The following is a 14395-nucleotide window of genomic DNA, read 5'->3' on the forward strand; positions in this document are numbered from 1 at the left end:
TTTCGCCTCAGGCTTGACGGGTGGGCCTCGCTTCGCTCTGCCTGCGCGGCCCGACCCACCCTGCTACCAGCCTGCGCCCTTTGCGCGGCTGGCGAGGAATTCCCGCAGATACCGGCCGGTGTGCGAGCCCTTGGTCGCCATCGCCGTTTCCGGCGGGCCTTCGGCCACCACCCGGCCGCCGCCGTCGCCACCTTCCGGGCCGAGATCGATCAGCCAGTCGGCTTCGGCCATCACGTCGAGGTCGTGCTCGATCACCAGCACGGTATGGCCGGCATCGGCGAGGCGGTGCAGCACCCGGATCAGCTTGTCGACGTCGGCCATGTGCAGGCCCACGGTCGGCTCGTCGAGCACGTACAGGCTGTGCTTGTCGGCCGGCAGCGGCACGCCGCCGGTGTCCTCGGCATCGCCGGGACGGCGGCGCACCTTGGCCAGCTCGGTGACCAGCTTGATGCGCTGGGCCTCGCCGCCGGACAGCGTCGGGCTGGGCTGGCCCAGGGTCAGGTAGCCGAGGCCGACGTCCTGCAGCAGCTGCAGCGGATGGGCGATAGCCGGATGGGCGGCGAAGAAATCGACCGCCTCGTCCACCGGCATCGCCAGCACTTCGGCCACCGTCCGCTCCTTCCAGCGCACCGCCAGCGTCTCGGGGTTGAAGCGGGCGCCGCCGCAGCCTTCGCAGGGCGTCTTCACGTCGGGCAGGAAGTTCATCTCGACCGTGGTCTGGCCGGCGCCGTCGCATACCGGGCAGCGGCCTGCGCCGGTGTTGAAGGAGAAGCGCGATGCGCTCCAGCCGCGCGTGCGGGCCTCGAAGGTGTCGGCGAACAGCTTGCGGATCGCGTCCCAGAAGCCGACGTAGGTCGCCGGGCAGGAACGCGGTGTCTTGCCGATCGGGGTCTGGTCGACTTCCAGCACGCGGCCGACCTGCTGCCAGCCGTGCATGGCCTTGCAGCCGACCAGCGGCTGATCGACTTCGGCCGGCTGGGCCTGGCCGCGGCGGCGGGCGCGGGTGGCTTCGGGGTCGCCGAGGCGGGCGCGCAGGTTGGCATGGATCACGTCGCGCGCCAGACTGGACTTGCCCGAGCCGGACACGCCGGTGACCACGCTCAGGCGGGCGAGCGGGATGCGCACCGAGACGTCCTGCAGGTTGTGCAGCCTGGCGCCTTCGATCCGGATCGACGGATGATCCTTGAGCACCGGCCGGCGCGGCCGCAGCGGATGCTGCAGCGGATGGCGGAAGCACTCGCCGGTCGCCGACGCAGGTGAAGCAAGCAGATCGGCGATGCCGCCTTCGGCCACCACCTGGCCGCCGCGCACACCGGCACCGGGGCCGAGGTCGATGACGTGGTCGGCACGGCGGATGGTGTCCTCGTCGTGCTCGACCACCAGCAGCGTGTTGCCGCGGTCGCGCAGGGCTTCCAGGGTGTCGAGCAGCAGGCGGTTGTCGCGCGGATGCAGGCCGATCGTCGGTTCGTCGAGGATGTAGCAGACCCCGCGCAGGTTGGAGCCGAGCTGGGCTGCCAGGCGGATGCGCTGCGCTTCGCCGCCGGACAGCGTGGGTGCGGCACGATCCAGCGCCAGGTAACCCAGGCCGACGTGCTGCAGGAAGGCCAACCGGCCGCGGATTTCGGCAACCAGGTCGCGGGCAATGTCTGTTTCGCGCTCGTTCAGCGCCAGATCGCCGAAGAAGACCGCAGCTTTATCCACCGGCCAGGCCGCGAGCTGGTGCAATCCAAGATCGCGGAAGCGCACTGCCCGCGCCACCGGGTTCAGCCGCGCGCCGTGGCAGGCCGGGCAGGGCTCGTCGCTGACGATGACGCCTTCGGCGTCACCGAGATCGAGGGCATCCGGGTCTTCGATGCGCGGCGCAGTCTTCAGCCCGGTGCCGAAGCACTTCGGGCACCAGCCGTGTTTGGCGTTGTACGAGAACAGGCGCGGATCGGGCTCGGGGAAGCCGGTGCCGCAGCTCGGGCAGGCGCGCAGCGTGGAGAAGGTAATTGGCTCCGCGCCCAGCCTGCCGAGCGCCAGCACCTTGATCACGCCCTTGCCAATGTCCAGCGCCTGACGGACGAACTCGCGCAGCGTCGTCTCGTGCTCCGGCTCGACCACCACCATGCCGATGGGCAGCTCGATGTTGTGTTCCTTGTAGCGGTCGAGCCGCGGCCACTTCGCCGTGGGCAGGTATTCGCCGTCGACGCGCAACTGCGCATGGCCCTTGCCGCGCGCCCACTTGGCGAGATCGGTGTACAAGCCCTTGCGATTGACCACCAGCGGCGCCAGCACTTCGACCGACGCGCCGCACAGCTCGCGCTGGATCTGGGCGACGATGGCCTCGAAGCTCTGCGGCGTCACCGGCACCTTGCAGTCCGGGCAGAACTGGGTGCCCAGCTTCACGTACATCAGGCGCAGGAAGGGGTGGATCTCGGTCAGCGTCGCCACCGTGCTCTTGCGCCCACCGCGGCTGGTGCGCTGCTCGATCGCCACCGTCGGCGGAATGCCGAACAGGCCGTCGACGTCGGGCCGGCTCGCCGGCTGCACGAACTGGCGCGCATAGGCGTTGAGCGATTCGAGGTAGCGGCGCTGGCCTTCACCGAACACGATGTCGAAGGCCAGCGTCGATTTGCCCGAGCCCGACAGCCCGGTGATGACGGTGAACCGGTCGCGCGGAATGCTCAGGCTGACGTTCTTCAGGTTGTGCTCGCGCGCATGGCGGATCTCGATCGCCGGCGCCGCAATCGCGCGGTAGCGCACGGCCGGCTCGGCGGCCAGCAACGCGGCACCGGAAACCTGGTCGGCCGCTTCGCTGCGTGTGCGTTGAAGCGCTTCGGCGTATTCGCGCAGCGCGGCGCCGGTAAACGAGGTTTCATGGGCACGCACCACCTCCGGCGGACCTTCGGCGACGATCATGCCGCCGCCCTCGCCGCCTTCCGGGCCGAGGTCGATGATCCAGTCGGCGGCGGCGATCACGTCCAGGTTGTGCTCGATGACGATCAGCGAATGCCCGGCCTGCAACAGCTTGTCGAAGGCGCCGAGCAGCTTGGCGACGTCCTCGAAATGCAGGCCGGTGGTGGGTTCGTCGAACAGAAAGAGCAGGCCGGGTGCGGACTTGCCCCCAGTTTTTTCCCCAAAGTTATCCACAACCCTGGTTTTGCGTACAGTCTTTTTCTGCGCCGCTTCGGCGAGATGGCCGGCGAGCTTCAGGCGCTGGGCTTCGCCGCCGGACAGTGTCGGCACCGGCTGGCCGAGGCGCAGGTAGTCGAGGCCGACGTCGGCCAGCGGCGCCAGCGCGGCGAGCGCCTTGGGATGCTCGCGGAAGACGTCCAGCGCTTCATGCACGGTGAGTTCGAGCACGTCCGCGACCGACAGCCCGTTCCATTTCAATTCAAGCACTTCCGGCCGGTAGCGCTTGCCGTCGCAGTCCGGGCAGCGCAGCCAGACATCGGACAGGAACTGCATCTCGACGTGCTCGAAACCCGAGCCGGTGCAGGTCGGGCAGCGGCCGTGGCCGGCATTGAAACTGAAGGTTCCCGGGGTGTAGCCGCGCTGCCTGGCTTCCGGCAGGGCGGCGAACAAGGCCCGGATCGGGTCCCAGGCGCCGACGTAGCTGACCGGGTTGGAGCGCGAACTCTTGCCGATCGGCGACTGGTCGACCATAACCACGCCGCGCAAGTTATCCACATTTTCCAGGCGGTCGAAATCGCCCGGCGCTTCGCTGATCGACTCGCCGAAATGCTTGGCCAGCGCTGGATACAGTACGTCCTGGATCAGCGTGGATTTGCCCGAGCCGGACACCCCGGTCAGGCAGCTCAGCCGGCCCAGCGGGAAGGCGACGTCGATGTTGCGCAGGTTGTGCTGGCGCGCACCGGCCAGCACCAATCGCGGTGTGGTCGCATCGACCGGACGCGGCGGGCGGTCGATGTCGATGCGCTTGCGTCCGGCCAGCCAGGGGCCGGTCACCGAGCCGAGATCGGCGGCGATCTCGGCCGGCGTACCGCGCGCGACGATGTTGCCGCCGCGTTCGCCGGGGCCGGGGCCGATTTCCAGCAGTTCGTCGGCAGCGACCATCACCTGTGGATCGTGCTCCACCACCACCAGGGTGTTGCCGGCATCGCGCAGCCGCGTCATCACGCCGAGGATGCGGCCGATGTCGCGCGGGTGCAGGCCGATCGAAGGCTCGTCGAGCACGAACAGGGTATTCACCAGCGAAGTACCGAGCGCAGTGGTCAGGTTGATGCGCTGCACCTCGCCGCCCGACAGCGTGCGCGACTGGCGGTCCAGCGTCAGGTAGCCGAGGCCGACGTCGGCGAGGTAGTCAAGCCGGCTGCGGATCTCGCCCAGCACCAGTTCGGTGGCCTCGTCGGCCGCGCCGGGCAGGCCGAGCGCCGCCACCGCCTCGCGGACGCGATCGATCGGCAGCGCCATCAGCTCGTGGATTGCCAGCCCTCGCGAGTCGCCCGCAGCATCAAACGCCACCGGCAGGCGCCACAGCAAGGCGTCGGGCTTCAGCCGCGCACCGTGGCAGGCTGGGCATTCCGTGTAGCTGCGGTAGCGCGACAGCAGCACGCGGATGTGCATCTTGTAGGCCTTGCTCTCCAGCCAGTCGAAGAAATGGCGCACGCCGTACCACATGCGCGGCCAGGAACTGTCCCAGCTCTTCCACTTCGGATCGCCTTCGAACAGCCACTCGCGATGCTCGGGCGGCAGGTCGCGCACCGGGATGTTCATCGCCACACCGTACTTCTTCGCCATCTTCGCCAGGTCGCCCTGGCATTCGCGGTAGCTTTCGGTCTGCCAGGGCTTGACCGCGCCCTCGGCGAGCGTCTTCGACTCGTCCGGCACCACCAGGCCGTAATCGACGCCGATCACGCGGCCGAAGCCGCGGCAGGTCTCGCAGGCGCCGATCGGCGAATTGAACGAGAACAGGCCGGGCGTGGCCTCGGCATAGTGGATGTCGCACTCGGCACAGTGCAGGCCGGAGGAGTAGCGCCATATGGCCTCGCCGTCCGCCGAAGCAGGATCCGGCTTCACGCCCTCGCCCGAGGCATGAACCGACATGCGGCCATTGCCGCGTTGCAGCGCGGTTTCCAGCGCCTCGGCCAGGCGGGCATCATCCACGCTGGAGGCACGGAAGCGGTCCTGCACCACCTGCAGCACGTCGCCTTCGCCGTTCCTGCCGGCGGTGCGCTGCTGGATGCGGGTATAGCCCTGGGCGTTCAGCAGGCCGGCGACTTCTTCCTCGCTGAAGTTGGCCGGCACCGGCACCGGGAAGCACACCACCAGCCGCGGATCGCCCGTTGCCGCGGCGCGCTCCCTGAGGTTGGCGGCGATGCTGGCCGCCGAATCGCGCCGCACCGGCTTGCCGCAGCAGCGGCAGTGCAGATGCGCCGCGCGCGCGTACAGCAGCTTGAAGTGGTCGGCCAGCTCGGTCATGGTGCCGACCGTCGAGCGCGAGGTGCGCACCGGGTTGGTCTGGTCGATCGCGATCGCTGGCGGCACGCCTTCGATGCGGTCGACCTGCGGCTTGTCCATGCGGTCGAGGAACTGGCGCGCGTAGGGCGAGAAAGTCTCGACGTAGCGGCGCTGGCCTTCGGCGTACAGGGTATCGAACACCAGCGAGGACTTGCCCGAGCCGGACACGCCGGTAACGACGGTCAGGCGGTTCAGCGGCAGGTCGAGCGAGAGGTTGCGCAGGTTGTTCTGGCGCGCGCCGCGGATGCGGATGGCGGCGGGATCGTGGTCGGCGGCGGACATGGCTCGCGGGAAAGTGACACAAGGCGACATTCTAAGGCTTGGCCCGCGCCGCACCGAATCCGTTACCAGCCTGCGGACCAGCAGTGAAACGGCAGGGCCGCTACACTGCACGGCAAAGGCCCCGCTGCAGAAAAACGATGAACAGGAGACAGGCGATGGATGAATCCGCCGCCGCACCGAGGGTGTCCCAATTCCGCTTGGCCCTGCTGTGGCCGCTGCGCCTGTTGCCGGCGCCCGGCATGGTCGAAGCGCAGCTGCGGCCCTGGGAAGTACTGCGCGACATGGGCGAGGCTTCGCCGTGGCGCGAAGTGGAGCACGACATCGAGCGCGAAGGCGGCTTTTTCGAGGAACGCCACTACAGCGAGTTCGTCACCTTCCTGCCCTACGTACAGCAGTTCCTGTACGGCGAAGGCCGCTCGGCGGCTGGCGGCGAACCCGGCGCAGGCGCGCCGATGCGGGTCTTCAAGCGCCGCGACGTGACCAGGATGCGCATCGCCGCGCACGAACACGACGAACCGGTGACGCTCGACATCGTGCATGTGCATCTGTACTTCTTCTTCGACGTCGATGTGGTGATCCTCAACGTCGAGGTCAAGGGCGAGGACATGCCGCTGCCGCAGGTGCAGGACCTGATGTACCGCATCGGCCGCGCCTACCCCTCGGGCTGGGACGAGCACGGCAAGGCGCTGCACGGCCTGGCGCGATCCGAATGGCTGGCCGCCGACGGCACGGTGCTGGCACGCTCCGACGCCCACGACAAGCAGGCTTTCCTGACCCACGTCAGCCGCCACCGCTCGCCGCGCATCGCGGCGAACTGGGCCTTCCTGATGCGTCCGCTGGTCAGCGCCCATGCCGACGAGGAAGGCGCGCTGCGCTACCGCCAGATCGAATACCACCGCATGCCGCTGGCGGCCTACCTGGCGCTCGACGATCCGAGTGCGCTGACACGCAACGACTTCATCCGCCTCGGCCTGGTGACCGGCGCCGGGCCACGCAAGCCTTCAACCGCACCCGCCATCGACGGCGACGCTGCCGCGCCGCCCTATGCCGAACTCCATCTCGCGGACTTCGAGCGCCGCTATTGCTACGATCGTTTCTGGAGCGCCGGCGGCGCCGCGCCGCATACCCGCTACCTGTGCAGCGGCCATGCCTTGATCGTGGTGGGCGATGCGCGTTCTGCCTTCTTCACCGACCGCCAGCGCGGCGTGCTGGCGCAGTTCCGCCACCAGCATTTCCTGCTGTTCCTGATCGCGCACTTCCAGAAAGCGGCCTTGCTGACCTTTTCCGAGCGCCTGGTCGAAGCGCTGAAGCCGCTGCGGGTCAGCGACCCGGCCAGCGTCCGGCGCTTCAAGCGCGCGATCCGCGCCAGCTTCGAGGGCTTCCTGCGCTTCACCCACCGCTACTGGTTCCACGACATCGCCGAACAGGCGCAGACACGCGCGCTGTTCCGCATGACCACCGAGCACCTGCAGACCGATTCGCTGTATGCCGAAGTCAAGGAGCGCACCGCCGACATGAATACCTATCTCGACGCCGACGGCCTGCGCCGCCAGGCCAACACGGTGGTGCGGTTGACGGTGGTGACGATCTTCGGCCTGATCGGCTCGATGACCACCGGTTTCCTCGGCATGAACCTGCTGGCGGAAGCGAATTCGCCGCTGTCCCGGCGGCTGCTCCTGTTCGTGCTGGTCGCCGCCGTCTTCGGCGGGCTGACGATCTACACGATGGTGAAATCGAAGCGCCTGTCGGACTTCCTCGACGCGGTATCGGATGAACGCCTGTCGGCCTGGAACAAGTTCAAGGCCTTCGCTGCGGTGTGGCGGCCTGGGCGCGAGTGAAGCCCGAAAAAGGAAAGGCCCCGTGACGGGGCCTCTCGTGCGGCATGCAAGCAGATGCTTACTTGACGCGGTTCTTGTACTCGTCGGTACGGGTGTCGATTTCGATCTTGTCGCCGATCTCGACGAAGGCCGGAACCGGCAGTTCGAAGCCGGTGCCGATGCGGGCCGGCTTCATGACCTTGCCCGAGGTGTCGCCCTTGACGGCCGGCTCGGTATAGACCACTTCGCGCACGACGCTGTTGGGCAGCTCGACCGAGATCGCCTTGCCGTTGTAGAACACGACTTCGCACTGCAGGCCGTCTTCGAGGTACTTCAGCGCATCGGTCATGTTCTCGGCTTCGACTTCGTACTGCTCGTAGTCGGCATCCATGAACACGTACATCGGATCGGCGAAGTAGGAGTAGGTGACTTCCTTGCGGTCGAGCACCACGACTTCGAACTTGTCGTCGGCCTTGTAAACCGACTCGGACGGCGCGCCGGTGAGCAGGTTCTTGAGCTTCATCTTCACGACCGCGGCATTGCGGCCGGATTTGTTGTATTCGGTCTTCTGCACCACCAGCGGGTCGCTGCCGACCATGATGACGTTGCCCGAGCGGAGTTCCTGAGCGGTTTTCATGCTGATTCCTGATTGAGTCGATGCGGCGCAACTGCCGCATGTCCTTGAAAAATTTAGCCGCGGGATTCTACCCTGCCGATGCCCTGCTGTGCGAGCAGAATTCCACCAAGCGCGTCACCAGGTCCGGCTGTGCGGCTAGGGAATCGCCCCAGGCGGCCGCATGGCGGCCCAGCGTCGGCAGCGCAGCGGCGAAGGCCGGCCAGGCCGCAGCAGGGTCGCCGCGGCCGTTCCAGGCCCACCAGAAATCGCTCAGTGCAGTCTTCTCCGGCGCCGGCAGGCCGGCGGTGTAGCGCGCGATGAAGGCTTCGAGCTTGTCGAAGTGGGCCCCGTCCTGCTGCGGATAGATGTGCCAGGCGAAAGGCCGGCCGGCCCACTGGGCGCGGACGAAGGAGTCCTCGCCGCGGACGAAGTTCAGATCGCAGGCCCACAGCAGCTCGTCGTAGCCGTCCTGGTCGGTGAAGGGCAGCACATGCAGGTCCAGCGCGCCCTTGCTCGCGGCATCACCCACGCCGAGTTCGCCGCGGTCGAAGGCGCGCGCCACGTCCGCCAGCACCCGCCCTTCGGGAACGAACAAATGCGTCCGCCGCGAGCCCTTCATCCAGGCCTGCAGCAAGGCAGGCAAAGCCGGCTGCTCGTAGGCGAACAAGGACACGCAGGTGTCGCCCGCCTCGCGCCGCACGCCTCTGTATGCAAGCCATTGCTCGCGCCCGCAGCGGTCGCGCAGGAAAGCGTCGCGGCGCGCCAGCAGCCCCGGCTCGCGCAGCAGGCCCCCCGTTCCACCACCGAGCCCCGGAAAGAAGAAATGCTTGGTCAGCGGCAGACGCGGATGCGGCGAAGCCATGCCGTGGCAGCCCGCCACCCAGTCCTCGGCCGACAGGTATTCGAGATTGATCCACACCGGCGCCGGCTGCCGCCGCGCCATGGCCTGCAGATGCGTTTCAGGGATCTCGCAGGCGAAGGCTTCGATGACGACACTGGCCGGTTCAACTGCAGGAAAGGGCGCGGCCCACTGCCGCAGTTCCACGCCTGCGATGACGCCGCCCACGGCCGGATCGATGTTTCCGGCTGCCGGACAGAGGCGCAGCAGCACCGCCCAGTCATCCACCCACAGCCGGACGCCGGCACCCGTACGCGCCGCCAGATCCCGCGCCAGCCGCCAGCACACGCCGATATCCCCAAAATTATCCACAACCTGGCAGAAGATCTCCCAGGTAGGAACAGAGGGTTCATGGGCGGTATTCATGGATGTGGATACTTTTGCGTAGAAAGAGGGGAAAGCTTTTGAACAAAGGGGGAAAAGCGCATTGCCGGAAAAACCATGGACAATCGGCACACAGGCATCCACTTGCCTTGTCCACGCTGTTCTACAGTCCTGGAACCAGTGTGCTTCAAGGCCTTGATGGACTTATCCACAGATTTTGCCCTACTGTTTACATCTTTATCTTTAAATAAAAAGAAAAACATATAGAACAAACCTGCCCCTTTCCTCAGCGTTGCCGGCAGGTAGAAAACAAAAATGGAAGACCTCGTGGCAGGACTGGAAACACACAAGGGTGGACCGGGAGTCAGGCCAGGCAGGTCCATAGCCTGCGAAACCCGCCACATAAAACTTCGTGCCGGGTTTCGCCTTCGATGCCACCGGTACGGCCCGTACCTGGTGGCTAAAGCAACTACTCAGACGAAATCGGCCAAGGCCTGCAAGTCGCCGGTTTCCAGCCAACGCCATTGCCCGGGTTCGAGCACAGGATCCAGCGACAAGCCGCCGATCCGGCTGCGCTGCAGAACTTCCACCCGGTTGCCGGCGGCACCGATCATGCGCTTGACCTGGTGGTACTTGCCTTCGCAGATGGTCAGTTGCAATTGCGTCGGCGAAGTCAGCACGCAGGCGGCTGCGGCGATCGGCGCCGGCTCGTCGTGCAATTCGACCCCGGCAAGCAGGCGGGCGGTGAAGCTTTCATCCACCGGATGCTTCAGCGTCACCTCATACACTTTCGGCGTGCGCTTCTTGCCCGAGCTCCACTGGTGGATGAACTGGCCGTCGTCCGACAGCAGCAGCAATCCGGTGGTGTCCTGGTCCAGCCGGCCGACGCACTGCACGTCGCGCAGCAGCATCTGCTGCGGCAGCAGGGTGAATACGGAGGGGTGGAAGGTCGGCTTGTGCGAGCACTCGTAGCCGGCGGGCTTGTGCAGCATCAGGTAGGCCTTGGCCCGGTAGCGCCAGCTCTCGTCGCCGACGCTGAATTCGAGCCCCGCCGAGCCGTCGCTGCTGCCCGGGTCGAAATCGGCGGAAGGGTCTTCGCACGGAACGCCGGCGACGCTGACATGGCCGGCACGGATCAGGGCGCGGCATTCCTTGCGGCTGCCGAATCCCTGGGAATGGAGGAGTCGTTCGATCTGCATGAGGCGCATGTTATCCCGGCCATGGTGGGCGTCGGGGTAAACTGTGGCGCTCGCCGTTCAGGAGATGCCCGTGAATTTCGAACACCTGGTCGAAGTCAATGACCTCGCCGATCCGCAGCAGGACGTGCTGACACGCGAGGAGCTGTGGTTCGGCCTGCTGTGCAGGGCGGAAGACGCGCGCGCCTTCCTGCCGGGGCTGGAAGCCTGCAACATCGTCGAGCGCAGGGACGGCGAGCTGGTGCGCGACCTGCATTTCGGCCATGCGATCGTCCGCGACCGCGTGACCTTCAAGACGATGGAGTGGATCTGCTTCGAATCCGAAGCCAACGAGGAGCATGCCGGCGGCAGTCTGAGGATCAGCATCGAGGAGCCGGAGACCGGTTCGCTGTTCCTGCGCTTCCGCTACCGCACCACGCTGCCGGAAGGTGCCGGCAGCGAGGACGGTCGTTATGCCGAGTTCGTGCGTTCGGCCTATCACCAGTCCGACGTCGATACCGTCCGCGTCATCCGCATGATCGCCGCATCCGGCGGCTTGCAGCAGTGACCCTGACGCACTGATTCCAATCTTTACCGCGCCCGCTGCAGCCATGGCGGGCGTGTTTTCGTTCACAACAAGGAAGACCCCTACCGATGTGGTTCAAGAATCTGCAGATCTATCGCCTGCCCGCCAACTGGGACATCAGCGCCGAGCGCCTGGAAGAGCAACTGGCGAAGAAGCCCTTCCACCCCTGCGGCAGCCAGGACATGGAAAGCCGCGGCTGGCTGTCGCCGCTGAACAACGAAGTGCTGGTGCATGCCGTCGGCGGCCAGTGGCTGGTATCGCTGGGCTTCGAGCACCGGCTGCTGCCTTCGGCCGTGGTCAAGCAGGAAGCCGACGAGCGCGCCGAGGAAATGGCCGAGCAGCAGGGCTACAAGCTCGGCCGCAAGCAGATGAAGGAGCTGCGCGAGCAAGTCACGCAGGAGCTGCTGCCGCGCGCCTTCACCCGCCGCCGGCGCATGTTCGCCTGGATCGATCCGATCAACGGCTGGCTGGTCGTCGATGCTGCCAGCCAGAGCAAGGCCGAGGACGTGCTCGAACAATTGCGCCACACCCTCGACAGCTTCCCGCTGAGCCTGCTGCGTACCGAGCGTTCGCCCACTTCGGCGATGGCCGACTGGCTGGCCGGCGGCGAGGCGCCGGAAGGTTTCACCATCGACCAGGACTGCGAGCTGCGTTCGATCGGCGAGGACAAGGCGGCTGTGCGCTACGTGCGCCACACGCTGGAAGGCGAGGAGGTGAAAGGCCACCTGGAAGCCGGCAAGCTGCCGACCCGGCTGGCACTAACTTTCGACGACCGCATCAGCTTCGTGCTGACCGAGAAGCTGGAAATCAAGCGCCTGGATTTCCTCGACGTCGTGCGCGACCAGATCGATGGCGAGCAGGACGATGCCGAAGCACTGTTCAACGCCGAATTCGCACTGATGACCGGCGAGCTGGCGCTGTTGCTGCCGGCAGTAGTTCAGGCGCTGGGCGGCGAGATCGTGGCTACACCGACGGAAGCAAAAGTGGAAGCTGGTCCGGCAGCGACAGCACCGTCTTCCGAAGCCGTGGCCAGCGTGGCAGCAGACGACCCGCCGTTCTGATGCAGATGTCTTTTCCTGGAGGTTCCTGAGCGGGTCTCTCCCTCCCCCCGCGAAGGGGAGGGAAGAACAGGTGTCCATGCAGCCGAAGGCTGTTTCTTTTGAGTGTACACAGGTTTTATATATTTAAAAGACTGTAAACATCATGTATTGCCCATTTCTGTGGATAAGCCGTTTTAGCACTTTGAAAACAGATGCTTGTGCACTGCATAAAGGCGTGTATGGTTGCACGGAAAGCGCTGGACGCTTTGTTGATGAAAAACGTCACGCGCTGCAGGGTCGGCTTTGTCCACAGTTTCCTCCCCTTCCGGACCACAGCTTTTCCACCGTTCCCGGCGTTCACAAGCCTTGCCGGATCGAACCCGCCGCCGTCGAGCTGCGCTAAAGTCGCGCCATGGACTACACATCGCTCATCGAATGGTGGCACTGGGAAATCGTCGGCGTCGGCCTGGTGCTGCTCGAGCTGGTGATCCCGGCCTTTTTCGTCATCTGGTTCGGCCTCGGCGCGCTGCTGGTCGGCTTGCTGCTGCTGGCGATGCCGGATTTGTCCCTGCCGACGCAGATCGCTGCCTGGACGGTCGCGTCGGTGGCGATGGCGGTGCTGTGGTTCCGGGTGTTCAAGCGTTCGCAGCACAAGACCCTGATCGGCACTGCGGTGGGCGAGGTCATCGGCGAAGTGGGGCTGCTGGTCAGTGCGGTGGCGCCGTTCGAGCGTGGCAAGGTGCGCTTCCAGCGCCCGGTACTGGGCGCCGAGGAATGGGCCTGCATGGCCGAAAGTCCGATCGCGGCCGGCGAGCGGGTGCGCGTCGTCAGCGTCGAAGGCAGCTTCGTCAAGGTGGCGAAAGCCTGATCGTTTCAATCCACGGGAAAACACATACATGACCGAAGGCCTCGCCATCGCGCTCGCCGTCCTGATCTTCATCGTCATCACCATTGCCAAGGGCGTGCGGCTCGTCTCCCAGGGCGAGGAATGGGTGGTGGAACGGCTCGGCAAGTACCACGCCACGCTGCGGCCGGGCCTCAACATCCTGATTCCCTATCTCGACAACGTCGCCTACAAGCTGGTGACCAAGGACATCATCCTCGACGTGCAGGAGCAGGAGGTGATCACCCGCGACAACGCGGTGATCCTGACCAATGCCATCGCCTTCGTGAAAGTGACCGATCCGGTCAAGGCGGTGTATGGCGTGACCGACTTCTCCGAAGCGATCCGTAACCTGATCATGACGACATTGCGCTCGATCGTCGGCGAAATGGAGCTGGACGAGGCCTTATCCTCGCGTGACAAGATCAAGGCCAGGCTGCGCGAGAGCATTGCCGACGAGGCGGTGGACTGGGGCCTGACGGTGAAGTCGGTCGAGATCCAGGACATCAAGCCGTCGCCGTCGATGCAGAAGGCGATGGAGCTGCAGGCCGCCGCCGAGCGCGAGCGCAAGGCCGCGGTGACCAAGGCCGAAGGCGCCAAGCAGGCGGCGATCCTCGAAGCCGAGGCCCGGCTGGAGGCGGCCAAGCGCGACGCCAATGCCCAGGTGATGCTGGCCGAGGCTTCGGCTGAATCCATCCGCCGGGTGACGGCGAGCATCGGCGACCAGACCACGCCGATGCTCTATCTGCTGGGCGAGAAGTACATCGCCGCGCTGGAGAAGCTGGGTGAAGGCAGCGGCTCCAAGGTGGTGGTGATGCCGGCCGACCTGCAGGAAACGCTGCGCGGCCTCGTCGGCCGGCTGGGGATGCGCGGCTGAAAGCCGCGGCTGCATGAATCGAACCAAACCAGGCAACAGGAAGAGGACCATGAAACTCGAAATCCACAATGCAGGACGCGTATTGCTGGCTGCCACGGCCCTGTCTGCCGCCGCTGGCGGCGTAATGGCGCAGAACTTCATCACCGACAAGGCCGAAGTCGAGAAAATACTGAGTGGCGCGACCTTCATCGGTGTCTATCTGCGCACCGAGTCCGCCTATACGCTCAGTTTCGGCACCGACGGCAAGCTGACCGATGCCACCGGCGCCAACGGCCGCTGGTGGGTGGATGAGCAGGGGCGTTACTGCCGCGAATGGCTGGACGGCAAGCTCCAGGGCAACTCCGGCTGCATGGAAGTCGAATTCGAGGACGGCCAGGTCGCGTTGTATTCCAAGGGCAAGAAGGTTTCGGAAGGCATCCTGACCAGCAGGTGAG

At 65.9% G+C, this 14395-nt stretch carries 10 protein-coding genes; 6 read left to right on the top strand and 4 right to left on the bottom strand.

Going from position 1 to position 14395, the window contains the following annotated elements:
• Positions 1–63: 63 nt before the first annotated feature.
• Positions 64–5745, bottom strand: a complete 5682-nt coding sequence (uvrA, locus tag NX068_RS09295; protein ID WP_263460997.1) for an excinuclease ABC subunit UvrA — start codon at positions 5743–5745, stop codon at positions 64–66.
• A gap of 155 nt (positions 5746–5900) precedes the next feature.
• Between uvrA and NX068_RS09300 the strand changes: the two genes are divergently transcribed.
• Positions 5901–7583: a hypothetical protein gene (locus NX068_RS09300; RefSeq protein ID WP_263460998.1), complete on the top strand. Its 1683-nt coding sequence runs from the start codon at positions 5901–5903 to the stop codon at positions 7581–7583.
• A 58-nt stretch (positions 7584–7641) separates the two neighbouring features.
• On the opposite strand, the gene efp is transcribed toward NX068_RS09300, so the two are convergent.
• From efp to NX068_RS09315, 3 genes are all read right to left on the bottom strand, one after another.
• Positions 7642–8199, bottom strand: a complete 558-nt coding sequence (efp, locus tag NX068_RS09305) for an elongation factor P (protein WP_068635665.1) — start codon at positions 8197–8199, stop codon at positions 7642–7644.
• A gap of 67 nt (positions 8200–8266) precedes the next feature.
• Positions 8267–9442, bottom strand: a complete 1176-nt coding sequence (gene earP / locus NX068_RS09310; RefSeq protein WP_263460999.1) for an elongation factor P maturation arginine rhamnosyltransferase EarP — start codon at positions 9440–9442, stop codon at positions 8267–8269.
• 431 nt (positions 9443–9873) lie between these two features.
• Complete coding sequence (locus NX068_RS09315; protein ID WP_263461000.1) at positions 9874–10608, bottom strand: 16S rRNA pseudouridine(516) synthase; 735 nt, start codon at positions 10606–10608, stop codon at positions 9874–9876.
• 61 nt (positions 10609–10669) lie between these two features.
• On the opposite strand from NX068_RS09315, the gene NX068_RS09320 reads away from it, so the two are divergent.
• The 5 genes from NX068_RS09320 to NX068_RS09340 all read left to right on the top strand — a co-directional run bounded on the left by NX068_RS09320 (position 10670) and on the right by NX068_RS09340 (position 14394).
• The gene (locus NX068_RS09320) at positions 10670–11143 is read left to right on the top strand and encodes an SRPBCC family protein (protein WP_263461001.1); all 474 of its coding nucleotides are present in this window, start codon (positions 10670–10672) and stop codon (positions 11141–11143) included.
• 86 nt (positions 11144–11229) lie between these two features.
• Positions 11230–12222 (top strand): recombination-associated protein RdgC, encoded by a 993-nt coding sequence (locus tag NX068_RS09325; protein WP_263461002.1) that lies wholly within the window; start codon positions 11230–11232, stop codon positions 12220–12222.
• 391 nt (positions 12223–12613) lie between these two features.
• On the top strand, positions 12614–13069 hold the full coding sequence (locus tag NX068_RS09330) for an NfeD family protein (protein WP_263461003.1): 456 nt from the start codon (positions 12614–12616) through the stop codon (positions 13067–13069).
• 28 nt (positions 13070–13097) lie between these two features.
• Positions 13098–13961, top strand: coding sequence for an SPFH domain-containing protein (locus NX068_RS09335; RefSeq protein ID WP_263461004.1), 864 nt, complete (start codon positions 13098–13100; stop codon positions 13959–13961).
• Between the two features lie 49 nt (positions 13962–14010).
• Positions 14011–14394: a hypothetical protein gene (locus NX068_RS09340; protein WP_263461005.1), complete on the top strand. Its 384-nt coding sequence runs from the start codon at positions 14011–14013 to the stop codon at positions 14392–14394.
• Position 14395: the final 1 nt, after the last annotated feature.

It is taken from the genome of Thauera carbonicopians (assembly GCF_025699485.1).
Lineage (GTDB): Bacteria > Pseudomonadota > Gammaproteobacteria > Burkholderiales > Rhodocyclaceae > Thauera.